This window comes from Humibacillus sp. DSM 29435 (assembly GCF_001758225.1).
In the GTDB taxonomy this organism is placed as follows: Bacteria; Actinomycetota; Actinomycetes; order Actinomycetales; family Dermatophilaceae; genus DSM-29435.
This window is the reverse complement of sequence record NZ_MAST01000009.1, coordinates 150676-177176: the sequence shown is the minus strand read 5'-3', so window position 1 is coordinate 177176 and position 26501 is coordinate 150676. Positions and strand designations below refer to the sequence as shown.

At 70.3% G+C, this 26501-nt stretch carries 24 protein-coding genes; 12 read left to right on the top strand and 12 right to left on the bottom strand.

Features of this window, described 5'->3' with window-relative positions; all coding sequences use genetic code 11:
* Positions 1-54 precede the first annotated feature (54 nt).
* The 6 genes from BA895_RS08035 to BA895_RS08010 form a co-directional block, all read right to left on the bottom strand.
* Entirely contained in the window at positions 55-855 is an 801-nt protein-coding gene (locus BA895_RS08035) for a DeoR/GlpR family DNA-binding transcription regulator (RefSeq protein WP_175442279.1), read from the bottom strand.
* Positions 852-1874, bottom strand: a complete 1023-nt coding sequence (locus BA895_RS08030) for a zinc-binding dehydrogenase (RefSeq protein WP_070191346.1) — start codon at positions 1872-1874, stop codon at positions 852-854. The genes BA895_RS08035 and BA895_RS08030 overlap by 4 nt, the downstream gene beginning before the upstream one ends.
* Positions 1871-3043 carry a PfkB family carbohydrate kinase gene (locus tag BA895_RS24785; protein ID WP_070191345.1) on the bottom strand — a complete coding sequence of 391 codons (1173 nt, stop codon included), beginning with the start codon at positions 3041-3043 and terminating at the stop codon, positions 1871-1873. Before BA895_RS24785 ends, BA895_RS08030 begins: the two co-directional genes overlap by 4 nt.
* Complete coding sequence (locus BA895_RS24390) at positions 3040-4449, bottom strand: L-fuculokinase (RefSeq protein ID WP_139142558.1); 1410 nt, start codon at positions 4447-4449, stop codon at positions 3040-3042. Before BA895_RS24390 ends, BA895_RS24785 begins: the two co-directional genes overlap by 4 nt.
* Positions 4450-4580: 131 nt before the next feature.
* The gene (locus tag BA895_RS08015; protein WP_070191343.1) at positions 4581-5150 is read right to left on the bottom strand and encodes a dihydrofolate reductase family protein; all 570 of its coding nucleotides are present in this window, start codon (positions 5148-5150) and stop codon (positions 4581-4583) included.
* Between the two features lie 203 nt (positions 5151-5353).
* Complete coding sequence (locus tag BA895_RS08010; protein WP_083283113.1) at positions 5354-6004, bottom strand: helix-turn-helix domain-containing protein; 651 nt, start codon at positions 6002-6004, stop codon at positions 5354-5356.
* A 139-nt stretch (positions 6005-6143) separates the two neighbouring features.
* On the opposite strand from BA895_RS08010, the gene BA895_RS08005 reads away from it, so the two are divergent.
* Positions 6144-7175 (top strand): NAD(P)/FAD-dependent oxidoreductase, encoded by a 1032-nt coding sequence (locus BA895_RS08005; RefSeq protein WP_083283112.1) that lies wholly within the window; start codon positions 6144-6146, stop codon positions 7173-7175.
* Here the strand turns inward: BA895_RS08005 and BA895_RS08000 are convergent.
* The 5 genes from BA895_RS08000 to BA895_RS07980 form a co-directional block, all read right to left on the bottom strand.
* Positions 7144-8067: a 2-dehydropantoate 2-reductase gene (locus BA895_RS08000; protein ID WP_070191342.1), complete on the bottom strand. Its 924-nt coding sequence runs from the start codon at positions 8065-8067 to the stop codon at positions 7144-7146. The genes BA895_RS08005 and BA895_RS08000 overlap by 32 nt on opposite strands.
* 58 nt (positions 8068-8125) lie before the next feature.
* On the bottom strand, positions 8126-8626 hold the full coding sequence (locus BA895_RS07995; protein ID WP_070191398.1) for a DUF427 domain-containing protein: 501 nt from the start codon (positions 8624-8626) through the stop codon (positions 8126-8128).
* Between the two features lie 64 nt (positions 8627-8690).
* Entirely contained in the window at positions 8691-9896 is a 1206-nt protein-coding gene (locus BA895_RS07990) for a response regulator transcription factor (RefSeq protein WP_070191341.1), read from the bottom strand.
* Between the two features lie 531 nt (positions 9897-10427).
* The gene (locus BA895_RS07985) at positions 10428-11210 is read right to left on the bottom strand and encodes an ATP-binding cassette domain-containing protein (RefSeq protein ID WP_070191340.1); all 783 of its coding nucleotides are present in this window, start codon (positions 11208-11210) and stop codon (positions 10428-10430) included.
* Positions 11211-11482: 272 nt separating this feature from the next.
* On the bottom strand, positions 11483-12703 hold the full coding sequence (locus BA895_RS07980) for a cysteine desulfurase-like protein (RefSeq protein WP_070191339.1): 1221 nt from the start codon (positions 12701-12703) through the stop codon (positions 11483-11485).
* A gap of 113 nt (positions 12704-12816) precedes the next feature.
* On the opposite strand from BA895_RS07980, the gene BA895_RS07975 reads away from it, so the two are divergent.
* The 7 genes from BA895_RS07975 to BA895_RS07945 all read left to right on the top strand — a co-directional run bounded on the left by BA895_RS07975 (position 12817) and on the right by BA895_RS07945 (position 19459).
* On the top strand, positions 12817-13929 hold the full coding sequence (locus BA895_RS07975) for a substrate-binding domain-containing protein (RefSeq protein WP_070191338.1): 1113 nt from the start codon (positions 12817-12819) through the stop codon (positions 13927-13929).
* Between the two features lie 19 nt (positions 13930-13948).
* On the top strand, positions 13949-14977 hold the full coding sequence (locus BA895_RS07970) for an ABC transporter permease (RefSeq protein WP_070191337.1): 1029 nt from the start codon (positions 13949-13951) through the stop codon (positions 14975-14977).
* Between the two features lie 125 nt (positions 14978-15102).
* Complete coding sequence (locus tag BA895_RS07965; RefSeq protein WP_254666389.1) at positions 15103-15846, top strand: ATP-binding cassette domain-containing protein; 744 nt, start codon at positions 15103-15105, stop codon at positions 15844-15846.
* 128 nt (positions 15847-15974) lie between these two features.
* Entirely contained in the window at positions 15975-16727 is a 753-nt protein-coding gene (locus BA895_RS07960) for a hemerythrin domain-containing protein (RefSeq protein ID WP_083283109.1), read from the top strand.
* 285 nt (positions 16728-17012) lie between these two features.
* Positions 17013-18098 carry a DinB family protein gene (locus tag BA895_RS23050; RefSeq protein WP_175442278.1) on the top strand — a complete coding sequence of 362 codons (1086 nt, stop codon included), beginning with the start codon at positions 17013-17015 and terminating at the stop codon, positions 18096-18098.
* A gap of 52 nt (positions 18099-18150) precedes the next feature.
* A complete protein-coding gene (locus BA895_RS07950; protein WP_070191335.1) occupies positions 18151-18933 on the top strand; it encodes a CPBP family intramembrane glutamic endopeptidase in 783 nt (260 codons plus the stop codon).
* A 7-nt stretch (positions 18934-18940) separates the two neighbouring features.
* Positions 18941-19459: a GNAT family N-acetyltransferase gene (locus BA895_RS07945; protein WP_070191334.1), complete on the top strand. Its 519-nt coding sequence runs from the start codon at positions 18941-18943 to the stop codon at positions 19457-19459.
* Positions 19460-19499: 40 nt separating this feature from the next.
* Here BA895_RS07945 and BA895_RS07940 read toward each other — a convergent pair whose 3' ends face one another.
* Positions 19500-20945: a hypothetical protein gene (locus BA895_RS07940; RefSeq protein ID WP_070191333.1), complete on the bottom strand. Its 1446-nt coding sequence runs from the start codon at positions 20943-20945 to the stop codon at positions 19500-19502.
* Positions 20946-21100: 155 nt separating this feature from the next.
* On the opposite strand from BA895_RS07940, the gene BA895_RS07935 reads away from it, so the two are divergent.
* The 4 genes from BA895_RS07935 (at position 21101) to BA895_RS07920 (ending at position 26500) form a co-directional block, all read left to right on the top strand.
* Positions 21101-24223 (top strand): BTAD domain-containing putative transcriptional regulator, encoded by a 3123-nt coding sequence (locus tag BA895_RS07935; RefSeq protein ID WP_175442277.1) that lies wholly within the window; start codon positions 21101-21103, stop codon positions 24221-24223.
* A gap of 290 nt (positions 24224-24513) precedes the next feature.
* Positions 24514-24861, top strand: coding sequence for an MmcQ/YjbR family DNA-binding protein (locus BA895_RS07930; protein ID WP_070191395.1), 348 nt, complete (start codon positions 24514-24516; stop codon positions 24859-24861).
* A gap of 68 nt (positions 24862-24929) precedes the next feature.
* Positions 24930-25115 (top strand): hypothetical protein, encoded by a 186-nt coding sequence (locus BA895_RS07925; protein ID WP_070191331.1) that lies wholly within the window; start codon positions 24930-24932, stop codon positions 25113-25115.
* Positions 25112-26500, top strand: a complete 1389-nt coding sequence (locus tag BA895_RS07920) for an ABC transporter substrate-binding protein (protein ID WP_254666385.1) — start codon at positions 25112-25114, stop codon at positions 26498-26500. The genes BA895_RS07925 and BA895_RS07920 overlap by 4 nt, the downstream gene beginning before the upstream one ends.
* Position 26501 lies beyond the last annotated feature (1 nt).

Sequence of the window (26501 nt, the reverse complement as noted above, 5' to 3'; positions counted from 1 at the left end):
GGCCACGCCGGGCAGGTCACGCTAGGTAGGTCAGGTTGAGTGGGTCTAGCTCCGCTAGACGCGGAGGACCTCGATGCCTGCCTCGGACCTCATTGCTGCGGCGTCGCTGGGGCGCAGGCCCTCGTCGGTGACCAGGACGTCGATGGCGTCGAGGTCGGCGTACCTGAAGACGGACTCGCGCCCGAACTTCGTGTGGTCGGCGAGCAGCACGGTGAGCCGGGCCGACTCGATCATCGCGGCCTTCACGGCGGCTTCGGCCGAGTCGGGGGTGCTGAGCCCGTGGGTGAGTGAGAACGCGTTGGTGCCGACGAAGGCGACGTCAGCCCGGATCTCTCTGAGCTCGCGCAAGGCCCACGTATCCACTGAGGCCATCGTCGTGCGGCGAACCCGCCCACCGAGCAGGTGGACCGTGAGCTGCGGGTGGGCCAGGAGAGCCAGGGCGATGGGGAGGGCGTTGGTGACCGCGACGAGGGTCGAGCCGGCCGGGATGGTGGCGACGAGTGCGGCGGTTGTGGTTCCGGAGTCGATGAGCACGGCGCCGGCCGGTGGGAGGAGGTGGGTGGCGGCGGCCGCGATCCGCTGCTTCTCTGCGGTCATGGACGTCCGCGCCGAGATGCGGGGCTCGTAGGTGAGGGTCTCGACGGGCACAGCGCCGCCGTGGACGCGCCGCAACAGACCGTGCGACTCGAGGGTGAGCAGATCTTTGCGGATGGTCTCGTGCGTGACGCCGAGCTCGTCGGCCAGGCGGACGGCCTTGATCTGCCCGCGGGTTCGCAGGGCGGCGAGGATGGCGGCGTGTCGGCCGGGAACCGGCCGCCGCTCTCGTTCACCGGACGCGGGGTCGGCGGGACTCACGGGCGGATCAGCACCTTGATGTGCTCGCCGCTCGTCGAGGCGTCGAACGCCTGCGCTGCCTGCTCGAGGGGGTACTCACCGGTGATGTAGTCGTCAGAGCACACGGCTCCGGCCTGGATCATCTCGATCGCGGTGGCGTAGTCCTGCGGCACGTAGGTCGCGCTGCCCTGGATGCGGATCTGCTGGTCTTGGATGATGCGCACCGGCAGCTCGAAGTCGGTGGCCGGTACGCCGACGATGACGACGGTGCCGCCCTTCAGGGCCATCTCGATGGCGGCCAACGTGGTGGCCTTGACGGCAACGCAGTCGAACACCACGTCGGCGCTTTCACCCAGGGCGGCCCGAACCCGGGCGGCCACCTCTGGCGCGGCCGCGTCGACCACGGCGTCGGCGCCGAGTCGCAGCGCCGCCTCGCGCTTGGCCGGGAGGCGGTCGGTGACGACGACCCTGGCTGCCCCCGACCAGCGGGCGACCGCGAGCATGAGCAGCCCGATGGTGCCGGCCCCGAGGATCGCGACGGTTCGCCCGTTCAGGGGTCCGCTGAGGCGTGCGGCGTGCACGGGGGTCGAGAGGGGCTCGATGAGTGCCGCGTCGAGGTCGCTGAGGTTGTCGGGGATGCCGTGCAGCCGGTCGGCGCGGATGACGAACGCGTCGGCCATCCCGCCCTGCGGGTAGCCGCATCCGAAGAACTGCAGGTTCTCGCACAGGTTCTCGTGGCCGTTGCGGCAGGGCTTGCACTCCCAGCAGGGCAGGGTGGGTTCGACGACGACCCGCGCACCGATCTCGACCCCGTGGACGCCGTCGCCGAGCGCCTCGACGACCCCGGTGGCCTCGTGCCCGGGTAGGTAGGGGATCGGGATGAACGGGTGACGACCGTGGTACGCGTGGGTGTCGGAGCCACACACCCCGATGTAGGTGGTGCGGACCCGGACCTCACCCGGCGCAGGCTCTGGCGTGGGTTCCTCCCGCAGCTCCATGGCTTCGACGGCAGTGACGACGACACGACGGTTGGTGCTCATGCTCTGTTCCCTCCGGCGGGATGGGGGCGGATGGTGTCGATCTCCACCGTGGTGAAGCGGTCGGCGGGGTCGGACAGGGCTGACGGGTGGGGCAGGTCGGAAACGGGGCCGGCGACCGTGGTCGACGACAGGCAGGCTGCCCGTCCCCAGCGGATCGCGCGCTGCATCCGGTCGGCTGGAGCCGAGGCCCCGGCCAGCCAACCGGCCAGGAGCGCGTCACCGGCCCCGGCCGTGTTGACCGGGGTGAGCGCCGGGCCGTGGCCGTGGATGACCACGGTGCCGTCGGTGAAGAGCGCACCGTCCTTGCCGAGGCTGACCAGGAGCGCTGCGCCGGTGGCCGCAGCGACGTCGAGAGCGACCGAGGCCAGGTCATGGACGGTCTGGGCGGCGGTCGCCGCCACAGCGACCTCTGCCAGCTCGAGCCGGTTCGGGGCGAGCAGGTCGGCCCCGGCCGAGATCGCGGCGGCGAGGGCGGGCCCGGAGGCGTCGATGGCGCAGCGGGCGCCGCGAGCGTGCGCGAGCGTCACGAACTCGCCGACCACGGCCGGGTCGACTCCGGGCGGAAGGGATCCGCAGACCGCCAACCACAGCTCTTGGTCACCGCCGGCACCGGGGGCGCCCTGGTCACCGCCGGCACCGGGGGCGCCCTGGTCACCGCCGGCACCGGGGGCGCCCTGGTCACTGTCGGCACCGGGGGCGCCCTGGTCACCGCCGGCACCGGGGGCGCCCTGGTCACCGCCGGCACCGGGGGCGCCCTGGTCACTGTCGGCAGTGGCCGCGTCGCGCAGTGCGGCATCCACCTCTCGCTTCAGGGCGGCCAGGTCGGCATCCGTCAGGTGCCCGCCCGGACCGTTCACCTTCGCCGTGTGACCGCCGTCGACAGCGAGCGTGGTGTTGATGCGGGTGTCTGACCGCTGCGTGGTGCTGCGGAACGGGACGCCGTCGGTGCCCAGCAGCTCGGCGAGGTGGTGCCCGGTGGTGCCACCGAGCGGGAGGACGGCGACGGTGCGCCGGCCGTTGGCGTGCAGGGCGCGCGAGACGTTCACGCCCTTTCCGCTGGCCTCGATCGTCGCCGTCGTGGCCCGGTGCACCTCGACCTGCCCGACCGCGGTCTCGGCGAGGAGGTAGGTCAGGTCGAGGCTGGGGTTGAGGGTCAGGGTGACGATCATGACCGGCTGCCGCTCACGGTGGCGTGGCTGGCGTGGCTGGCGTCGGCAGGCTGGGGCGTGGCCGCCGGCCCGTCCGGTCGGGCGTGGTTCGGCAGGTCGGCGTACGAGGAGTAGACGCCGCCGGCGAGACCGGCGAGCAACGCTGCGCCACGTGCACCTGCCTCGTTGGTGACTGCCGTTCGCAGCGGGCCGAACGCCGCAGCCTTGGCGGCCATCAGCATGGCGCTGTTGGTCCATCCACCCGCCACGACGAGCTCGCGTCGTGGGCCGGACGCGCGGTCGAGGGTGTCGCTCAGCCGCCTCGCCTGGGCGGTGACCAGCACGGTGGCGGCCCGCCACACCTGACCCGGGTCGGCGCCCGGCGCGATCACCACGTCGGCGTCGTCGGCGACCTGCAGAGACGCCGGGTCGTCGGTTGCAGACAGGGCGGCAGCATCGAGAGTGGCCAGGCCGGCGCGGTCGACGCCGAGATGCGAGAGAACTCGGCCGAGGATGAGACCGCCCTGGGTCGCCCCCAGCAGGCTCCAGCGGTTGTCGATGACGTGCCACCCCACCGTGACGCCCGCCCTCGTCAGCACCGCGATCGCGTCGGGGCCCAGCCCCGCCTCGACGGTACGCACGAAGGCCTCGGCAGTGCCGCACGAGTCGAGCTCGTCACCGGCGCCGGTGCTGCCCACGCCGACCACGGCTGCTTGGTGGTCATGGCCCGCGATGGTCAGCGTGGCGCCGTTGACCGCGGCGAGGTTGCCGTGGCAGACGGCGGTGCCCACCGCAGTGCCTGCCCTGACGAGCTCGCCGAGAAGGCGCTCCGGCGCTCCGGACCACGCCATCGACTCAGCCCACGGGCGGGCGGTGGCGAGGTCGAGCCAGCCCGTGCGCGAAGCGAGGGACAGCTCGGTGACCGGTCGTGCCCCCAGGCTGCGGGCCACCCACTCGGCGATGTTGTAGCGCCGCACCGCACCCCGCGCCCCGGGGACGTGGTCGACGAGCCAGCGATGCTTGGTCAGGCTCCACTGCGTCCACAACGGCAGCCCGGTTCGTATCGAGAACTGCTCACCACCCAGCTGCTTCACCAGGTCGCGCAGCTGCTCGGCGTCGCGATGGTCATGCCAGGCGATGACCGGCGCCACCGGCGCATCATCGGCTCCGACGAGAACCCCCGACTCCGCCATGGAGGTCACCCCCAGCCCGACGACCCGGTCACCGGGCACTGCCGCAACGGCATCCGCGAGAGCCCGCCGAGCCCCGTCGCGGATCGCCGCCGCCGACGTCTCGGCGCCGAGCTCGGTGGTGGTCCACCTCGTCGGTGCCCGCCCGACCGCAACCTCCTGGCCATCGGCGGTCATGAGCAGGGCCTTGGACGAGGTCGTGCCCACATCGAGCCCTGCCAACAGCTCCCGGCCCACCGCCACCCCTACCGCCCAGATTTGTTGGAGAATATTGGATCTGAATGGAGATTATTGGATTCAGCGGAGCGAGGTCAACCGGCGGCCCCCGCTACGGCCGGAGGAAGGCGTCGCGTGGCGTCGCGTGCCGCTCAGGAAGGTACGTTTCGTATCGAGTGGCGCACGTAGATCACGCCATTGCCGAACCTTCGATGGTCCAGCAGCTCGAGGTCGAGTCGTACGCTGCTGGGCAGCGCCGGCTTGCCGCCGCCCACGAGCACTGGGCTCAGGAGCAGCACGCACTCGTCGACCAACCCGTGCCGAAACGCCTGCGCGGCGAGGGTCGCGCCGCCGATGCTCAGGTCGGAGCTGGACGCCTCCTTGAGCCGTCGCACCGTCTCGGGCTCGAACTGCCGCTCGATCCTCGTGCGCGCCGTCGACACCCGTTCGAGCGTCGAGGAGTAGACGACCTTGTCGGCGTCGCGCCAGACCTCGGCGTAGTCGCGAACGACCGCCGGCTCGTTCGTCAACCAGTCGTCGTTCTCCCAGACGCGCATCGTGTCGTACATGCGGCGGCCGTAGAGCGAGGTGCCGATGCGTCGCTCGTGCTCGTTCCAGAACGCGTGCACCTCTTCGTCGGGCACGGACCAGTCGAAGGCGCCGCTCTTGTCCTCGACGTAGCCGTCGAGCGAGGTGTTGGCCGCGTAGATCAGCTTGCCCATGGATGCCTCCGGTCGGACGGGGTGGCTACAGCCTGCAGCGCCAGGTCAGCACCGGCAAGAGCAATCACGGTAAGGGCCGTGGAGGCGCACCTGCATGTCGTGCTGAGCGCTTCGACTCCCGTCGGATCCGGGTATGTCGCTGACCCACTGCCAGCCAGGCCGGGCCGATGTTCCGATGCTTCAGGTGGCCCTCGTGCCTGCTGTCAGCGCCGGGGCCGAGCAGTGAGGTGTACCCGCTCACCCTGCTTGCCGAAGAGGCAGAGGCATTCGACCGGGCGGTCGTCGGCACAGGCGAACCAGTGCGGCACCCTGGTGTCGAACTCGGCCGCCTCGCCGCTGCCCATCACGACGTCGTGCTCGCCCAGCACGAGCCGCAGCCGACCGCTCAGCACATAGAGCCACTCGAACCCCTCGTGGGCCCGAGGGTTCGGCTCGGCTCGGCTCTGCCCAGGACGAATGACGAGCTTGAAGGCCTGGAGCGGACCCGGCATCTGGGTGAGGGGAACGTAGGTGCGACCGTGACGTTCCACCGGCTTGAGGTGCATCCGCGGATCGCCCGTCGGGGGCGCGCCCACGAGGTCGTCGAGAGGAACCCGGTGGGCCTGGGCCAGAGGAAGCAACAGCTGCAGGGTCGCTCGCCGCTGCCCCGACTCGAGACGCGAGAGCGTGCTGACCGAGATGCCGGTCGCCTCGGCGAGGTCGGCCAGGGTCACCCCGCGTTTCTGACGCAGCGCCCGCAGGCGCGGACCTACCGCAGCAAGGGTTTCAGCAGTACTGACAGGGGTGCTGACAGGGGTGCCGACGGGGACGCCGACGGCGGTCTCGGAGGCTCGCCCGGCCTGGTTCTCGTGCATCCCGCCATCCTCGGGTGTGTTCGCTGTTTCGGCAACACTTCTTGCCAGAAGCGCTTCAGCGGGGTGACGATGCACGGCAGCGACCAACGCCACCACGAGCCGCCCGAGAACGAGGCGCCCCAGAACGAAGGAACACGAGATGACCTCCCACCACCCCGACCCCACCCTCCACCAAGACCCCCGCCCAGCGGCATCCACTTCGAGCTACGACGTGGTCGTCATCGGCGGCGGGGCCGGCGGCCTGAGCACCGCGCTGACCCTCGGCCGCGCCCTGCGAAGCGTGCTCGTCGTTGACAGCGGCCAGCCGCGCAACGCCCCCGCCGCCGAGGCGCACAACTACCTGACCCGCGACGGGGTGGCGCCGCTCGAGCTGCTGCGCCTCGGCCGGGCCGATGTGGAGAAGTACGGCAACGCGGTCGTGAGTGACGAGGTGTCGTCGGCGCGCGCCGAGGGCGACGGTTTCGTCGTGACGCTCGCTGCCGGGGGCGACGTGTCGGCTCGGCGACTCGTCGTCGCGACCGGCCTGCGTGACGAGCTGCCCGAGATCGACGGTTTGGCCGAGCACTGGGGCACCGGAGTGCTGCACTGCCCCTACTGCCACGGCTACGAGGTGCGCGGCCGACGTGTCGCCGTCATCGGTGTCGGCCCCGCGTCGGCGCTTCAGGCGCTGATGTGGAGCCAGTGGACCGACCACCTAACCTACGTCGAGCACGACGCGCCGCTCGACAACGCGCAACGCGAACAGCTCGAGGCCCTGGGTGTCACCGTAGTGACCGCCCGCGCCGTGGCGGTGGCGGGCGACGGCACCCGGCTCAACGGCATCCACGCCGATGACGGGTCGACCGTGGCCGTCAGTGCGGTCGTGGTCGGCGCCCCGGTCTCCGCGCGTCTCGACGGCCTCGAAGGCCTCGGTCTGGTGGCGCGGTCGTGGGACATGATGGGCGTCAGCATGGGCACCCACCTGCCGACCGACGCCATGGGCGCGACCGAGGTCGCCGGGGTGTGGGCCGTCGGCAACGTCACCGATCCCGTAGCGCAGGTCATCACGGCGGCCGCCTCGGGGGCGAGGGTCGCGGCGATGGTCAACATGAGCCTCATCACGGCCGACGCGGATGCCGCTGTCGCCGCCCTCCGCGAGCTCAGGGCAACGCGTTCGGATGCCGCCGTCTGAGCACCTCGTAGAGCAGCCGGTGCAGCTGCACGTCGACGCCGAGGGCGGTGCCGAGCCGCACGACATCACCGGTCCATGCGTCGAGCTCGGACGGACGGCCTCCCAGTAGGTCGCGCTGCAGCGACGATGTGGCCTCGGCCGGCATGGCGTCGACGAAGGCCATCGTGTCGTCGACGACCGAGTCGGGTAGGGCGACTCCCGACGCCCGGGCCACACCGTCGATCTCACCCATCGCCCACTCGAGCAGCAGGCGCGTGTTCTCGCCCGAGCGCAGCTCACCGATGGGCAGGTCGAGCGCGGCACCGAGCTCACCGAACGGCACCACGAACAGCATCTTTGACCACAGCTCGACCCAGATGTTCTGCGGCACAGGCGATTCCACGGAGGCGTCGCCCAGCGCCGCCCGCAGTGTCGCGACCCGCTCGCTCGGGTCATCGTTCCACTCCGCGAAGGCGAGGGTCGCCGCCCCGGCCCGGTGGGCGATGCGCCCCGGCCCTTCGACCCAGGCGATGATCTTCGCGACCCCCGGCAGCACAGCCTCGCGGCCCACGACCCCCGCGACCCGGTCGGGAGCCTCCACCCCGTTCTGCGTCGTGACGACGGCCGTGTGCTCGCCCACCAACGAGGGCAGCATCGGCAGCACGTCGGCGAGCTGCCACGTCTTGACCGCCACCAGCACCACATCGACCGGGCCGATGCCCGAGGCGTCGTCGGTCGCAGTCACGTGGTCGAGCACCACGTCACCGAGATGGCTCTCGACCCGGAGCCCGTCGCGACGTAGCGCGGCGAGGTGCTCACCCCGGGCCACGAACGTCACGTCGTGTCCGGATGCCGCCAGGCGGCCGCCGAAGTAGCCGCCGATCGCGCCGGTACCGATTATCGTCAGCCGCATGGTTTGCCCTTCTCGCCGGAACCACTTCGGTGACCATGGTGCCCGTCGCGTGCAGCGGTCACCAGCCCCAGCTGCCGGGACTGCCCTTGAACGGGCCGACGACCCGGTCGGTGATCCAGCCGCCGTAGAAGCCGCCCTCCTGAGCCCGCACCGCCTCGCCGTCGACCTGGCACGAGCCCATCTGGCCCGGCATCAGGGCCACGTGGCCGCGAAGAAGCTCGTAGCCAGGCACCGGGTCGGGGTAGTGCCAGCCGGCGCGCTTGGCCGTCGCGGCTCCGGCCACCACATCGAAGTAGTCTGCTCGGCCCTTCCACTCGCAGACCGTCGAGCCCTCCGTCGGCCGAAGCACCCCCGGGGCGAAGTCAGCCTCGGGCAGGTAGTACGTCGGCGGGTGGCTCGTCTCGAGCACGCGCAGGGCGCCACGCGTGCTCACCACGAGCACTCCGCCGAGGCGCACCTCGACGAGCTCGCTCGTTGGCTCGACGGCGGGCGGGCGCGGGTAGTCCCACACCGACTCCTTGCCGGGGGGTGCGGGCTCGGGCTTCGGGCGTGGGCTCATGCCTTCCATCAGAACAGAATCGCGAGAACCCCGTCGGGTTCACGCCGATTGTGGCCGAGACCGTTCAGATGAGGCCCCGTTCGCGGCAGCGCAACGCCAGCTCGAAACGACTCTCGGCGCCCACCTGCTCGCTGAGGGTGGCGACGAGGCGGCGCACCGACCGCACCGACAACCCGGTCCGACGGCTGACGGCGAGGTCCTTGTTGCCCTTGGCCATCAGGCGCAGCACGGCGATCTCGAGCTCGCCCAGCACCACCTCCGTCGCCGGGCTCTGCGAGGGACGGTCAGCCGCACGATCTGACCCGCCCGCGGCATCGCCGGAGGCCCCTCCGGATGCCGCTCTGGATGCACTGCCGGATGGCCCGCCGCCGGTCCGGCCCCGAGACCGAACGTCGAGGTCAGCGACATCGACCGCCGACTCCCAGACCATCTCGAAGAGGGCGCTCGTCAGGTGCACCAGACCCTCCGTGTGCACGATGACCGCCCCGGGCGAGCTGTCATCGGCTCGCACCGCCACCACCGCCACCGCGCGGTCGATCAGCATGAACCGCACTGGCAGCATCCCCGCGACCCGAACCTGGGCGCCGAGCCCCGACAGCCACGTGAGGTGGTCCCGCAGCCGGGGCGACTGCCGCCGATGGCTCTCGAGGTAGAGGCCTCGCGCAGCGATCCCGCGTTCGAGCAGGGTCAGGTCACCGATCCGAGCCTGCTCGAGCGCTCGCTCGCTGGGTGGGGTCGTCACCACGGTGTCGACGCTCGACCGTGCACCGCGCAACAGCTCACTCACCCGGGTAACCGTGGCATCACGGCCACTGAGCACCTCGTAGCCCTCGGCGCTACGGGCCGAGCGCTGCTCCTCGAAGCGTTCCATCAGCGAGCTGGTCAGCATCCGCAGATGGTGCGCGTACTGCGTGCGCTCCAACAGATCCTGCTCGGCCGCGCTCGCGACCCGACCCAGCCCCACAAGGGGCGACGAGGGCACCAGCCGGCTCTCGTCCTGCTGAGAGGGGCGCAGCAGGTTGCGCTCGACCAGGGACGCCAGGACGGCCGCAGCGCGGTCAGTTCCGCGTGTCTCTGCGGTGTCACCCGCGTCGCCGGTGTCATCCGCGTCGTTGGCGACCAGGACGTCGCCGACGCTCTCGAGCGACCAGGTGTCGGTGAAGAGAACGTGCTCATAGACGGCCAGCTCGTGGGGCGAGATCTCGGTGGCGCGCAGAGGTCGCGCGCCGACACCCCAGTGCGGGCTGACTGGGCCTGTGCTCCCCGGCATCCGATTGTCCTTCCGAAACCGCGTGGTCGCAGCGCCAGAACGGGCGCCGGGCACGCGTTCGATCGTCCTCCCCCGACAGAAGGCTGGTGTGGCCACTCTAGGCAACGACAGCCCGCGGTCGCTGGAGCACCCTCTCGCCGAGCAAGCGAGTCCCGCCGCGCTGGGGGGTGGGTCGTGGCGACACAGGGCCGGAGAGGCACTTGCTGCCACGGCAGGTTCTGCCTCTGTTGTCGCCGTTGGCCCTCTGCGATGGTGTGCTCACCGGCGCTCACCGGGCAGCCGGACCAGGCTCAACGCACAGGGGAGAAATCGAATGCGCAAACTCACGACGGTCGTCTCGCTGGCACTGCTGGGGCTGCTGGTGTCGCCAATGGCCGGGGCCGAGGCGACACCGAACGGCAAGCACAAGGTCTGCATCGAGTGTTGGTGACGAGCGACGGCAGCTGAGGCACCACCGAGGGGCCACGCACGGTTGCGTGGCCCCTCGGCACGTTCTGCGGCCGAATGACCGGCGTCGTGGGGGGGTGGACGTCAGTCGGCAGGGCTCTCGGAATCTGCTTCGGGCGAGTCGAGCTCATCCACAAAGGCTTCGGCTGCGGCCCAGAACCCATCGTGCACAACGGTCGTCGGCGTGGGTCCGAGCGCCTGAGCCGAAGGACGTGTTGCGGCAACGCTGCCGGCGCTCACGACCGAGACCGTATGGGTGAACCGCCTGGCCCAAGCGAGGTCGGGGGTGGCGACGAGGATGCCGGCCCCGGCGGCGGCGTGCTCACGGAGGATCTGCCCCAGCGTGACCGCCGAGACGGGGTCGAGCCCCGCCGCCGGCTCGTCGAGAACGATGAGGGGCGGTGCGTGCATCAGCGCCGCCACCACCTGCGCGGCACGTCGTGCGCCGCCACTGCTGCCGCGGCCGAGTGGCGTCGACAAGGCCGCCGCGAGACGGGCGGCGAGCCCGGCCGCACGGTCGAGGGCTTCCCTGTCGTCGCGGCCATGACGGGCGAGAACCGTGGCGCGCAGCTTCCAGTAGCCGGTCGACGACAGTGCGCCGACGAGGTCCTCGTCCGGGCTGAACCCGATGGCGGTCTCGGGTTCGTCCCCCTCTGCCAGAGGCTGGCGGCCGTACACGCGCACGGTGCCGCTCGTCGGTCTGAGCCGTCCTGTCACCAGGTTGACCAGGGTGGTCTTGCCGCTGCCCTGCCGCCCGACGAGACCGTGCACGACTCCTGGGCCGACGCGGAACGAGGCCGGCCCGACCGTGCGGGTTCCGATCTGGTGAACGCAGGCATCCAGCTCCACGATGACCGGTCGGTTCACGCTGGCGCGCCCCGGGTCGAACGACAGATGATCACCGAGAACAGGTGGGCCATGGCCGTCGGTACTCCCAACTCGTCAGTGCGGCAATCAGGTTCCATGAAACGGCGAGATGGTGAAAGCCCGCGGTCGGCGGGTTTCGGCTCCTCCGGTCGAGGCCCACGATGTCGTCGGAAGCCGCACTCCGACTGTCCTGCCTCGCGGGAGGCCGGGTCAACGACGTCGGCACGTCACAAGCGGCCCGGGCAGCAAGTGCCGAGGCGGAAGGGCTGTGCTCAACCGGTCATGATCGACCGGAGCCCTGTGACGAGGCGCTCGATGTCGTCGTCGTTCGTGTAGGGCGCCAGGCCCACCCGCACGCCACCGGTGGATCCCAACCCCAGATGGTGGCTGCACTCCCAGGCGTAGAAGTGCCCCGCGGGCGCATTGACTCCGAGCTGCGCGAGGCCGCCGCGGATCTCCTGCGGGTCATGCCCTGCGGCGGTGAAGAGCAGCGTCGGGGTTCGCCGCTTCGCGTTGCTGTGCACGGTCACCCCTGGCAGGGAGCGCAGCTCGGCGTCGAGCCGCTCCAGCAGGGCGTCCTCGTGCTGCTCGAGAGCCGCGAAAGAGGCCACCAGACGGGCCCGGCGACCTTCCGGCGTGGCGGTATTCACCTCGGATGCCGCGAGGCCGGCCAGGAAGTCGACGGCGGCCGTCGTGCCGGCGAGCAGCTCGTACGGAAGGGTGCCGAGCTCGAACCGCTCCGGAACCGCATCCGAGGAGGGCAGCAGCTTGTCGGGGTGCAGCTCTTCGAGCAGGGCTGGCGCTGCGGCGAGCACGCCCAGGTGTGGGCCGAGGAACTTGTAGGGCGAACACACCCAGAAGTCGGCTCCGCTCGCCTCGAGGTCGGTGAGCACGTGGGCGCTGGCGTGTACGCCGTCCACCCAGAACAGTGCCCCCGCCTCGTGCACGATCTCCGCCAGGGCCGCCAGCTCGGGTCGAGTGCCGATGAGGTTCGAGGCTCCGGTGATGGCGACCAGGCGGGTGTGGTCGGTGACCACCTCGTCAAGGGCCGAAGGGTCGAGCTCGCCTGTGGCAGGGTCGAACTCGACCCAGCGCACCGTCGCTCCCGCCCTTTCTGCCGCGATCACCCACGGTCGGATGTTGGCGTCGTGGTCGAGGCGGCTGACGACGACCTCGTCTTCGGTCGACCATCCTCGAGACAGGGTGCGAGCGAGGTGGAAGGTCAGCTCGGTGGCTGACCGGCCGAACACCACTCCAGCCGGGTCGGCTGCCAACAGGTCACCCATCGCGGCCCGGGCCTGCTTGACGACGGAGTCGGCCCGGCGCTCCGACTCGGTCACCGTGCCACGGTTGGAGATCGAGGAGGTCAGCGTGCCCGCCATGGCGGCGGCAACGGCATCCGGGGTCTGGGAGCCGCCGGGCCCGTCGAAGTGGGCGACCCCGGCCCGCAGGGAGGGGAAGTGCGATCGAACGGTCTCGACGTCGTAGTCCATGACGCCATTGTCTCAACCTGGTTGCGGAGGCGTTGGAAGACCCTGAATTGATTGACACCGTTGGAAGCGGGGCAATAGCGTCACAAACACCTTGAAGTCGGCGTCATGATCACATGGAGGCTCGTATCAGACACGGTCGGGTCACACCTCACGCCGCGAGCAGGGTCGTTCGTCGGTCTCTTCTGGCTGCTGGAGTCGCGCTGCTGACCGGTGGCGTGGTGGCCGGGTGCGCCTCGTCCGACAACCGCATCGGCGTCTCGTTGATCCTCAAGACCCAGACGAACCCGTACTTCGTGGCGATGAAGGACGACGCGCAGGCGGAGGCGGACAAGTTGGGCGTCCGACTCTCGGTCGCCGCCGGCACCGTCGACGGTGACACCCAGAACCAGATCACCGCGATCTACACCGCGATCGCCCGCGGCGACAAGGGCATCTTGATCACGACGAACGGCGACGCCGTCAACGCCGCTCTGCGCCAAGCGAAGTCGGAAGGGCTCTTCGTCGCGGCCCTCGACACCGCGCTCAACCCGCAGAACACGGCCGACACCACCTTCGCCACCGACAACGAGCAGGCGGGGAAGCTGATCGGCCAGTACGCCGCGGCGAGCCTCAAGGGCAAGAAGGCCGTCATCGCCATGCTCGACCTGTTCAACGACCAGGTCGTGTCGGTCGACATCAACCGTGACCACGGCTTTCTCAAGGGGATGGGCATCGACCCCGGCAACCCCAACCTCAACGGCCAGGAGGCCAAGACCGGCAAGTACAAGGGCGGCTCGGGTGGCGACTACCAGATCGTCTGTCACCTGCCCACCCAGGGAGCCATCGACGGTGGCCGCACGGCGATGGAGCGGTGCCTGTCGATCAACCCCGACATCAACGTGGTCTACACCATCAACGAACCGGCCGGCCGGGGTGCCTACGCGGCGCTGACGGCGGCCGGCAAGGCGAAGCAGGCACCCGTCTTCACCATCGACGGAAGCTGCCAGGGCATCGGTGACGTCAAGAGTGGTGTCTTCGCCGCCGATGCCACCCAGTACCCCGGAAAGATGGCGGCGCTCGGCGTGCAGGCCACGCTCAAACGGGCCCTGGGCCAGGGCGCGCCGGCCGCCACCGCCGGCAAAGACTTCCTCGACACCGGCACCGCCCTCGTGGTGAAGAATCCCGTGTCGGGTCTGAAGAGCCAGACCCCCGATGAGGCCCTGGCCACGTGCTGGGGCTCCAAGTGAAGAAGGAAGGGAGCCTCCGATGAGCCCCACCGCCACGGAGAGCCCGTCATCTGCTGACCAGCTGGCCAGCCGGAAGCACACGCCGATCGAACGCGTGCAGCACATCCTGCACCGCAACCCGGCCCTCAGCCCGTTGCTCGTGCTGGTGCTGGCCGTGATCGTCTTCGGCATCGTCGCCGACAACTTCCTGCGACCCGAGGCGCTGTCGCTGATGGTGCAGCAGATGGCGGTCGTGGGCGCACTGGCCGTGGGTCAGACCCTGATCATCCTGACAGCCGGCGTCGACCTGTCGATCGGGATGGCCATGGTGCTCGCCTCCCTGGTGATGGCGAAGCTGAATGCCGACCAGGGGGTGCCCGGGTTCATCGCCCTGCTGATCGGCATCGTCGTCGCGATCCTCACGGGCCTGCTGAACGGCATCCTCGTCACGCGGATCAACCTGCCGCCCTTCATCGTCACGTTGGGCACCTTCTCGATCTTCACCGCGATCTCGTTGCTGTACGCCCAGGGTCAGACGGTCACGCTCGACCCCGACGCTTTCCTGCTGGTCACCGGCAAGACGATCTCGATCGGCAGCGTCAGTGTCACGTGGGGTGTGCTGCTGATGCTGTTGCTCTACCTGGTCGTCGGGTTCGCCCTGAGCTACACCGCCTGGGGCCGGCACCTCTACGCCACCGGTGACGACGCGGAAGCCTCCGACCTCGCCGGCATCGACACGAAGCGGGTGCGGCTCAGCGCCTACGTGGTGGCCGGGATCGCGGTCGGGATCGCCGCCTGGATCGTGTGCGGTCGAGTCGGCGGCGCCGACCCGAACGCGGGCCTGAACTACAACCTGCTCAGCATCACCGCCGTCGTCATCGGCGGGACGAGCCTCTTCGGAGGTCGCGGCCTCGTCGTCGGCACGCTGATCGGAGCCCTCATCGTGCAGGTGTTCCAGAGCGGCCTCGCCCTCGCCGGGGTCGACCCGAACTACCAGGTGCTGGCGACCGGCATCCTCGTCATTCTCGCCGTGTCGGTCGACCAGTGGATCAGAAGGGTCAAAGCATGAGCACCGCGGCAGCATCCGAGCCGACGAGCAGCGATGCCTCGGCCACCCAGCCCGATCGATCCGGCCGTGCGACAACGACGTCGGCCACTGAGACCCCCGTGCTGGAGGCGACCGGTCTCGTCAAGATGTTCGGCCGGGTGGTCGGTCTTCGCGGCGTCGACGTCCGGCTGTTCCCGGGCGAGGTGCTGGCCGTCATCGGCGACAACGGGGCCGGCAAGTCGACCCTGATCAAGTGCCTGTCGGGCGCCATGATCCCCGACGAGGGCACGCTCAAGGTCGATGGCCAGGACGTCCGCTTCCGCGCCACCCAGGACGCCCGGGTGGCCGGCATCGAGACCGTCTACCAGACGTTGGCGGTCGCGCCCGCGCTCGACATCGCCAGCAACCTCTACCTCGCGCGTGAGATCCGTCGCCCCGGCTTCGCCGGATCGGTGCTGCGGATGCTCGACACCAAGGCCATGCGCAAGCACGCGAGCGAGCACATCGCCGACCTCGGCATCACCACGCTGCAGAACATCGACCAGGCCGTCGAGACCCTCTCGGGTGGGCAGCGGCAGATCGTGGCCGTCGCGCGAACCGGCGCCTTCGGCAGCAAGGTGGTCATCCTCGACGAGCCCACGGCGGCGCTCGGTGTTCGCGAGACCGCACAGGTGCTGCGTCTGGTGCGTGACCTGCGCGACCGCGGTCTCGGCGTCATCCTGATCAGCCACAACATGCCCAACGTCTTCGAGACCGCTGACCGCATCCACATCCAGCGGCTGGGCGGCAGCGCCGGAGTGATCAGCCCCAAGACCCACACCATGCAGGATGCCGTCGCGATCATGACCGGTGCGGCCACCGTCGATGAGCAGGACCAGACCCTGCGCTGAGTTTCCGCCGACTCGGTCGGGGCGTGGTGCTGCTGCCGGGCCGCGCCCCGTGAGGTATCAACGGGGCTGCGACATCCACTGGGTTCTGACCCCGCGTTCGGCGGGACCGGGCCACGGAGGAGCCGCTCATGAGCGCACACCCGACACTGACGGGCCGTTCGGCGCGGCCCGTCAACCGCACGGCGACCCCTGCCCCGCTGCGGCTGCCCGGTCAGGCGGCCGCTCATCCCGGCCCGGTCGACCTGTCGACGACGTACCTGATGCACCACGGTTTCCGTCGAGACCTGGCGGCCTTCGCGTCTGCCGCGCACGCCACGCCGGTCGGCGACCGCGAAGCCTGGCGGGCCCTCTCCGAGAGGTGGGCGCTGCTCGCCGCCGTGCTGAACCGCCACCACCGCGGTGAGGATGCCGGCCTGTGGCCCGCCCTGCTCGCACGCAGTGACGCCGACGCCCTTACCGTGCTGCACGACATGGCGGCCGAGCACACCGAGATCGACGCGATGGTGGGGCGCTGTGCGGCGGGGTTCGAGCGGCTCCTTCGGGCGCCGGAGGTCGACAGCCGGATCTCGCTGGCCGACAACCTCGAGGAGGCGAAGGCAAGCGTGGGGCGCCACCTCGACCGCGAGGAGGTCGAGGTGTTGGCCATCGTGCAGGAGGTGCTGATGGCGGCGGAGTGGACCGCCATCGAGGAGGAGCACGTGACGGGATCGCTCTCCCCGCGTGAGGTGCGGTCACTGGTGCCGTGGATGCTGCACGACGTGCCGGAGGCAACACGCCAGGAGGTGCTCGCCCACTCGGGCGCCGGCCGGCGCACGATTTGGAGGCTCACCCACGGGGCGTTCGAGCGTCGCGAGCGCAGCACCTTCCGCTACCTCGACTGAGCCCATACCGCTGATGCTTCCGATGAAGCCAACGCCCGGGGCCCGTCACGGGGTGGCCAGAGGATGAGGCTGGAACTCAGGTCACGGTGCCGGGTGCGCACGCGCTCACGGTTGGCGCACCGCCGATACGTGCGCCACCCGGGCCAGTCCGGTTCCTCCGCGCCGTGACGAATGCGGGCCGTGCCCTGGGTTGCGCCGCAGTCGTGGTTCCGACGGCACTGCGACTACTACCCGGGCGTGGTCCACGCGATCCGATGCTGCGCCCACCTCGATCAGCCGAGTAGCGTGGACGACACCAGCAAGGCAGGGGACGTTATGTTCGACCGGTTCGACGACGATGCACGCGAAGCCGTCGTGTACGCGCAGGAAGAGCTGCGGTTGCGGGGCGATCACGAACTTGGGGCAGAGCACCTGCTGCTGGGCGTACTGCGCACCAGTGGAGAGCCGGCTCAAGCCGTTCTGCGGGTCTCGCTCGAGCAGGTCCGTGACCGGCTGCTCGGCACCGGGCCACCCGGCAAGGGGTCGTCCTCGGGGCACATCCCCTTTGCGGCGAACGCCAAGAGGGCCATGGAGCTAGCGCTGCGAACCTCTCTGGAGCTCGGCCAGGGGCGAGTCACCACGGCGCACCTGCTCGCGGGAATTGTGAAGGTCGATGACCCTGTCGTCTCGGGAGCCCTGGTCGGCCTGGGCGTCGACCCTGCTCAGGCCTATCTCCTGGCGCGAACCTGGGCCGCCGGCGACGAGCCCGAGGTAGTAAGCGAACCGGTGGACGCAGCCGAGGATGGACGACGCCGCGATGCTGCCGGCGCTCCGGCTGTTGGCATGCTGGGTGGCATGACCTCCGCTCACGCTGACACCGCCAAGTCCCTGTTGCTCGACGGCTTCGGTCGCGTGCTCGACGGTGTGCCCGCGGTGGTCGACGGGCTCACGAACGACGAGCTGCTCTGGCGCCCCGACCGCGATGGCAACAGCGTCGCGTGGCTGCTCTGGCACCTGGCCCGTCAGGCCGACCTGCAGATCGCCGGCCTGGCCGAGACCGAGCCGGTGTGGAACGAACAGGGTTGGGCCGAGCGCTTCGCGCTGCCCTATGACCGCAAGTCGATCGGCTACGGCATGTCGTCGGCGGAGGTCGGCGCCTTCACGATCGCCGATCCGTCGCTGTTCGCGGGCTACCAGTCGGAGGTGCACGACCGCACCGTCACGTTCCTCGACTCCCTCACCGGCGACGACTACGACACCGTCATCGACGACCGATGGGACCCGCCGGTCACCATCTCGATCCGCATCGTGTCGGTGCTCGACGATGCCATCAAGCACCTCGGTCAGGCGGAGTACGTCAAGGGACTTCTCGAGCGTCGCCGAGCGTCGTGACCCTCGATCCACGATTGGGTTAGGCATACCTTGGCGTGAGATGATATGAGGGATGACAACCTTTGCGGCACCCACCGCGACCCTCCCCGCCACGACCCCCCTTACCGCCTCCACCGCACCTGAACCGCACCAGCTGCGCCGGCCGGCCTTCTGGGCGACGGTCGCTGTCGTGCTCGCCCTGGTGGGCCTCAACGTGGCCGACCATGTGCTGGGCTGGAACACGTTGTGGCTCGGGCCGGCGGGCGCCATCGGGCTGCTGGCCTTCGCCCGCGCCACCGGGCTCACCTGGGAGCAGCTTGGGCTGGCTCGCCACACGCACGCCGCCGGTGTGCGCTGGGGCCTCGGTGTGATCGGCCTCGTCGGCGCGATCTACCTCGCTGGGGTGCTCATCCCCGACACCCGCACCGCCTTCCTCGACGTGCGGTATCACCTGCCCCCCACCGGCGCCCTGCTGACGGCGTTCGTGATCATCCCGGTGGGCACCATCCTTCTCGAAGAAGTCGCCTTCCGGTCGGTGCTCTGGGGGTTCCTCGCCCGCCATGTGCGAATGTGGAAGGTCGTCGCCGGCTCCTCGCTGCTCTTCGGCCTGTGGCACGTGCTGCCCGCCATCGGTTCCGCCGGCAACGCGGCGGTCGGAGCCGCCGTGTCGGGTCTGGGTTCCTTCGCCCACATCGCCATCGTCGCCGGCACCGTCGTGTTCACCGCGGCCGGCGGTGTTGTGGCCGGTGAGCTGCGCCGCCGCAGCGGGAGCCTCTGGGCCAGCGTCGGGATGCACTGGGCCACCAACGCCCTCGGAGTGCTCTTCGGTGTGCTCGCTTGGCGCTTGGCCGCTTGAGCCGAACGTGAACGCGAGCGTCTCGGTGCGGCGCGCCCGTCCGGGTGACTACGCCGCGCTCGGTGACATCACCGTGGCGGCCTACGTGGGCGACGGGCTGCTGAGGGCTGCGACCGACAGCCCCTACCTCGAGGTGCTGCGTGATGTCGCCGACCGGGCGGCCAGCGCCGAAGTGCTCGTGTGTGTCGACCACAGTGGCACGGTGCTGGGGGGCGTCACCTTCGTGGACGGGCCCGGCCCCTACGCCGACGTGGCCCGACTCCACGAGGCCGAGTTCAGAACGTTGGCGGTCGCCGACGCAGGCCGAGGCCAGGGCGCCGGCGAGGCCCTCGTACGAGCCTGCATCGCTCGCGCCCGGGCGATCGAGGGGTGCGGGCTCCTCGTCATCTCGACGCAGCCGACCATGGAGGCGGCGCGAAGACTCTACGAGCGCCTTGGTTTCGTGCGCATGCCAGAACGCGACTGGATGCCGGTGTCGCACATCACGCTTCTCACCTACGGTCTCGAGCTCGAACCGCTCGAATGACTCAGGGGTGGGCAGGGACGCTCATGAGCCCCTGAGAACATCAGCGGGCTCGCCAGCGGCTGAAGCCGGTCGTGCGGATCACCATGAGGGCGTCGCCGTCTGAGAGCGTGCGACTGCTGGTGGCCTGGCCCCGTCGGTCGACGCACGCGAGACTGCCCGACGGTGGAGTGCCGTTGGCTCGGCAGGCGGGGACAGCGACGAACGTCGTTGTGAGCCCGGGAGCGCGGTCGACATTGATCTGCGACCAGGTCTTGCCGCCCAGCACGGAGGTGTCGTACCGCAGCTGCAGAACAGCGGGGTTGGTCGGCGTGGCTTGCAGGCCCGACGCGCCCGCATAGACCCGCTCGCCGATGGTTCCGGCTGGACCGGCCCCGTCCAGGAGCAGCTCGATGCTCGCGCCGTTACCGTCGGCCGAGGGGATGCTGATGCTGCCGGTCTGGGGGTCCTGCGCGTCGGCCACCGGTTGGCACCCGAAGGCGTCGGTGTTGCATGCGCCGAAGCCGTAGGTGTCGGAGGCGCCCACGACGGCGGTGTGTGCAACGCCCTCGGGCATGCTCAGGGTGCCTCGGTCGACGCGGATGGCGCCGCCGCCGACCCGGGTGTAGGTCCCCACGACCACGCTGGTGCCGGTGCCGGCCGACTTGCGGATCAGCCCGCCGTTGGCGATGGCCGACAGCGTGGTGATGCCGTGCAGCGTGCGGCCCTCGTACCAGCCGCCGTCGTTGGTGATGAGCAGCGTTCCGACCCCGGTGGCGTTGAGCTTGGGGAGCAGCTCGAGCGAGGTGCCGCGGTCGGCAGAGACGTAACCCTGACCGAGCAGCTTGAGCGTGCCGTAGACGCGCAGCTGGTACTCATCGGAGAGGTTGACGCCGAGCGGGGTCACGTCGACGCGGCCGCGGTTGCCCACCACGAGCAGGCCGCGCGAGCCGCTGACGGCGCCACTGCAGGTGGCGCCCAACCCACACCGACGCGTAGACATGGTGCTCGCCCCTGTGGTGCTGCTCGACCACGTCATCGCGCCCAGCAGCTCGATCCGCCCGGGGCCGCCGAGGGTCCCCTTGAGCAGAGTCGTCGTGCCGCTGCGCAGGTAGGAGGGCCGAGTCACCTGGCTGCCCTCGACCAGCAGGATCGAGCCAGTGTCCAGCTTCAGCGTCGTACCGGCGGCCACGTCGAAGGCCTGCAGCTCGGCCGACTCACCAGCACGCATGGTGACGGTCGATCTCGCGTTGATGCAGACGTAGCCCGTGGCCCCGTCGGTGAAGTTGGGGGCGCGGCCGAGCGACCAGTTGCCGCCGGTGTCCCAGAGACCGTCGCCCGCGCCTCCGGTCCACGTGTTCTTCTGCATTCCGCTCAGGGAGCAGAAGCCCGGCGCAGCAGCCTCGGCGGTGGGGCTTGATACGACCCCCGTCAGGAACGCCGTGACGATGGCTGCGAGCAGGAGCACCGTGGTGGCGATGTTCCGTCGAGCAGGCAGAGGCGTGGACATGAAAGCTCCTTGCGGCGAACGGCCCCTGACCGCTGAGCCGAACCTAGCCGAGGGTCGTCTCCGGCGACGCCGATTGAAGGATCTGCACGGCGGCCTTGCCTCCCCGTTCGGACGACATACGCCCGCGATCTGGCTTCGCCGACTAGTCTGTGGCCGTGCTGATCCGGTTGCTCGGGCCCGTGGACGCCGTTCACGGGAACCAGGCCGTGCCGCTGGGGGGGCCGAGGCAGCGGGCCGTCTTCGCGATCCTCACGCTGGCCGGATCGCGCACGGTTTCGACCGACGCTCTCGTCGACGGGGTCTGGGGCGACAACCCCCCGGGGCAGCCACTCGCTTCTCTACAGGTCTATGTTCACGGCCTCCGGGGAGCCTTGGCCAAGGTGGGCCTGGGCAGAGACGTGCTGGCCAGCCGGCCGCCCGGCTACCTGCTGGACCTGGGCGGCCATCGGGTCGACGTCGACGACTTCGAGCTGGCGTGGCAGCGCTCGCGAGAGCTGAGCCAGGTGCCCGATCCGGTGGCCGCGGTCGCTGCTCTCGAGGAGGGCCTCGGTCGGTGGCGTGGCCCCGGACTTGCCGACCTGCGCGGCCTGCCGTTCGCTCAGACGCCGGGTGTGCGACTCGACGAGATGCGGGCCCTCGCCGAGGAGGACCTGCTCGACCTGCTCCTGGCGTCGGGCCGCCACCCCCACGTCGTCGGTCGGGCCGAGGCACTCGTGGCCGAGCACCCGACCCGTGAGCGACGTTGGGGCCAGCTGATGCTCGCGCTCTACCGGTGCAACCGTCAGGCTGACGCGCTGGCCGCCTACGCCCGGGCCCGCGACATGCTCGCCGACGAGCTGGGCATTGATCCTGGGAAGGCTCTGCAACAGATCGAGATCGGGATCCTGCGACACGATCCGCGTCTGGCCGCCCCCCTCCCTGGAGCGGCCCACACCGTGGGGCAGACCGGTGTGGTCGCGGCCGGGCCTACGGCGTCGGGCTCGACGAATGTAGACGGCACCCCGGCGCGACGCCAGCCAGATCCGGCCGTACACCCCCGACGCGAACTGCGTCTGCCCCATCCGACCACGACGACGTGGGGCCGTGCCGGCCTCGTTGCTGACCTCGTGACCCGGGTCTGCTCGCCGAACACACGATTGTTGACCCTCGTCGGCCCGGGCGGCACGGGGAAGACCAGGCTGGCCACGCTGGTGGCGCGCGAGGCACCGGGTTTCGAGGGCGGCCGCTACTTCCTGGCGGCTCAGGAAGGGCACGACGCCGCCGGCTTCCTGGCCAGCCTCGTGCTGGCCATGGGCGGAGCCGAGCCGCACGACCCCACGACGACGTCCGCCGCCGAGGCGGTCGCCGATCAGCTGACTCCTCACGTGCCCAGCCTCGTGGTGCTCGACAACCTTGAGGTCGTTCCCGATGCCGCCTATGCGGTCGAGACGCTGCTCAAGTCGACCGATCAGCTTACGGTGCTGGCCACGAGTCGACTGCCGCTGCATCTGAACTTCGAGGTAGAGGTCGTCGTACCTCCCCTCGAGGTGCCCGACAGTCGGATGCCGCCGGCCTCGGTGGCGAGCCACCCGACGGTGGCGTTCTTCGTCGACCGCGCCCAGCTGGTCAACCAGCGCTTCCAGGTCGACGACGGCAACCGCGACGACGTGGTGGCACTCTGTCGCCTGCTCGGGGGGGTTCCCCTGGCGTTGGAGCTGGCGGCGGCACGCATGCGGGTGCTCACCCCGGGCGCGGCCCTGCGACGGCTGTCATCGGGGCTCGACCTGCTCTCGTCCGACCGTTCCGACGCCACCGCCGCGCAGTCGCGGACCCTCACCGGCACCATCAACTGGAGTCTTTCGCACCTGAGCGAGTCGGCGCGCACGCTGCTCGACGACCTCTGCGTCTTCGAGGACGGCTTCGGCCTGGAGGGCGTCGAGACGGTGTCGGGTCGCCTGCCCGCGCTCAGTGCCGACGGGGGGCCGGGTGCGCTCAGTGACCCGGTCGACGACCTCGGCAGCCTGCTCGACTGCGGGCTCGTGCACGTCAAGGACACCCGGGTCGAGCTGCGCTATCGCATCCTGGCGCCGGTGCGGATGCACGTGCTGGCCAACGGTGGCGACCTCGTGCGCCGCCGAGACGAGGTGCGCTCGCTGCACCTCGCCTGGATGCTGAAGCGCATCGGCCAATGGGCCGCCCAGCTCGACGGACCTGAGGGGGACGTAGCGCTGGCCCGCTTCGACGACGAGCACGCCGACATCGTCTCGCTCGTCGACTGGGCTGTGCAGCGGGGGCACACCGATGCCGCCGCGACGCTCGCCGGTCACGCGGCCGCGTACTGGTTGGCCGCCGGACGGGTGCGTGAAGGGCTGGAGCGAGTGTCGGGTTTCGGTCACGCGCAGCTGACGTCGTCAGCCCGCCGCCGACTGAGGATCGGTGAGGCCCGGCTCACCTATCAGGCGGGTGACTTCGCGCGCACGGAGCAGATCTGCCGCTCCCTGCTGGAGAGTGAGCCGCAGCCCTTTCCGGAGGAACCCGCGGCGCGGTGCTACCTCGCGGCTGCGGTCATCGCGGCCGAGGGGCCGGGCCCGGAGGCGGTGGCGGAGGCCCACACGGCCCTCCGGCTGGCTCGGGATCAGGAGCAATGGGACGTGCAGGCGGTGGCGCTGTCGGTGCTGGCGATCGCCTCGGCAATGTCTGGAGACCTCGAGGCTGAGCGAGGCTGCTACGAGGAGCGACTGGTCGTCGCGCGCACCCGCGGCGACCGTGCCCGCACCGCCGACACGTTGAACACCCTGGCCGAGATCGCTATCGACGAGCCGCGCGACCTGGCCTCGGCGCGCGACCACGTGACCGAGGCCCTGCGGCTTGCGGGTGAGCACCGGCCGATGGAGCGTCGGGATGGGCTGGTCACGGCGGCGCGAGTGTCGGTTCTCGCTGGTGAGCTCGATCGGGCGGTCGTCGAGCTCGTCGAAGCGCTGGACCTGTCGTCTCGCACCGGACAGCCGCATGGCGCCGCGCAGGCCGCGCGGGTGGCTGCCTGCGTGCTCGTGGCCCGCGGCCACCGACGCGACGCCATCCGGCTCTTCGCGATGGCCGACGTCCTCTCGCCGGCCGAGGGCGATGACGGTGAGCCCTTTGAAAGCGATCTGCGCGAGGCGCTGCGCACCGCCCGAGCCGGTCTGGGCCTCGACGAGGTCGAGCGACTGGCCCGGCTGGCAACGCTGACGGTCGACACGACGACGGTGGTCGCGGCCGCTCGGGCCGCCGTGGCACCGCCGGCTGCGGCTCGCGGATGAGCCACCCGCAGCGGGCGCCGGGTTGCCCCGGCGCCCGCTGCCCCCTCCCCCAGCCATCAAGACCCGATGTACACCTGTCCGGCATGCCCGAGGTGGTGTCGCCGGGCTGGCTGGTACCACGTTCGGGGGAGCCGCTTAAGAACGGCTTAACGTCGTCGCCACGACGGGGCGGTGCCCGACTCTCGGCCACACGGTCAATGGGTGCCACATCGAGGATTCAGCCCCTGATCGTCGACCCGTGAACGCTCGAGCGGTGGCGCCCGGTGGGGGCGTGGGGCAGGGTGGAGAACGTGAGCGTGACCATCGACGACGTTCGAGAGGTGGCCCAAGGGCTGCCCCGCTCGAGCGAGGTGCTGGCGTCTGACCGGCTGAGGTTCCGCGTCGGACGGGTGGTCTGGCTCGCGGTGTCGCCCGATGAGACGCGGATGGGCTTCGCCTTCCCGCGGGAGGAACGTGAGGTGCTCGTGGCCAGCGAGCCCGGGGTGTTCCTGCTGCCGCGAGCCTCTGACCTGCGCTTTCACTGGGTTGAGGTTCGACTCGGCGCCCTCGACCCGCGACGAATGCGCGAGATCGTTCTCGACGCCTGGCGGTTCGTGGTGCCGAGTGCCGTCGCTGGGGTGACCGAGCACACGGGCTGACCGCGTTGCGAATGCGTCGCCACCGGCTGTGAATGCTGTCTCGACATCCTCGTCGGAGCGCCTGGATCATGCTGGTCTTGCGCAACATCGGCGACATCTTCCGTAGTGACGACCTCGGCGGAGTGGCCCTGGCCGGGTGGATGCCGCTCATGCTGGTCACTCCCTGGCGCCCGACGGCATCCGGCATCGCTGACGAACCCGCCGACGTCGTGCCGACCGCTCGGCGGGTCGTGGGCCTACGATCGATCGCGTGAGGGCTGACGGTTCGGCCGCCAGCCGCACAACCACATCGGGCACCGGCCTCACGGTGCGGAACAACGCGGGGAGCATCATGGAGCAGAACGTCTTCCGGTCTCAGCTGAACCGGCGCTCGCTGTTCGCCCTCGGTGGGGCGGTCGCCGTCACCGGCGCCCTCGCGGCGTGTGGCGGCAACACCGGGCGCGAGACCGCCACCGGCGGCGGTACCTCCGGTGGCGGTGGTGGCAGCAAGGTCACGCTCAACCAGTGGTACCACCAGTACGGCGAGACGGGCACCCAGCAGGCGGTGGAGCGCTACGCCGCGGCGTACCCGAAGGCCACGGTCAAGGTCAGCTGGAAGCCGGGTGACTACGACCAGTCGACCGCGGCGTCTTTGCTCACCGACGCCGGGCCCGACGTCTTCGAGTACGGCAACGGGCCGACCATCGACATGATCAAGGGCGGCCAGGTGCTCGACCTCACCGATGCCTTCGGCGACGCGAAGAGCGACTTCAACGCCTCGGTGCTGAAGCGGGTCACCTACCAAGACAAGATCTGGGCCATCCCGCAGGTCATCGACATGCAGCTGCTCGTCTACCGCAAGTCGATGCTCGAGAAGGCCGGCGTCAAGCCGCCCGAGACCATCGACGACCTCATCGCCGCGGCCAAGAAGCTCACCACGAGCGACGTCAAGGGCCTGTTCGTCGGCAACGACGGCGGCGGCGGGCTGCTCGGCGGCCCGATGCTGTGGTCGGCCGGCCTCGACTACCTCACCGACGACAACCAGTTCGGCTTCGACGACCCCCGCGCGGTCACGGCCCTGGGCAAGCTGCGCGAGCTGTGGCAGAGCAAGTCGATCCTGCTCGGGGCGCCGAAGGACTGGTTCGACGCCTCGGCCCTGACCTCCGGCCTGACCGCGATGCAGTTCACCGGACTGTGGACCTTCCCCGACATCAAGAAGGGCCTCGGCGACGACTTCGGCGTGATGGCCTGGCCCAAGCTCGACGCCGACGGCAAAGACTCCGTGCCGGTCGGGGCCTACGGGGCGTGTGTCAGCGCCAAGAGCCAGCACGTCGACGAGGCCAAGGCGTTCGCGAAGTGGCTCTGGGTCGACCAGACCGCCGACCAGCTCGACTTCGCCACCGCCTACGGCTTCCACATCCCTTCGCGCACCAGCCTCATCCCCAAGGCCGCCACCCTGGCGACCGGTCAGGCTGCGGATGCCGCGAAGCTCGCCACCGACGTCGGTCACGCCCAGTCGCCGCTGCTCTGGACCCCGAAGTGCAACACCGCCTTCGGCGACATGATGAGCCGCATCGTCAAGGACGGCGCCGACCCTAAGGCCGAGATCGCCAAGGTCAAGACCGTCGTCGACGCCGAGCTGAAGCGAGTTCTCGCCTGAC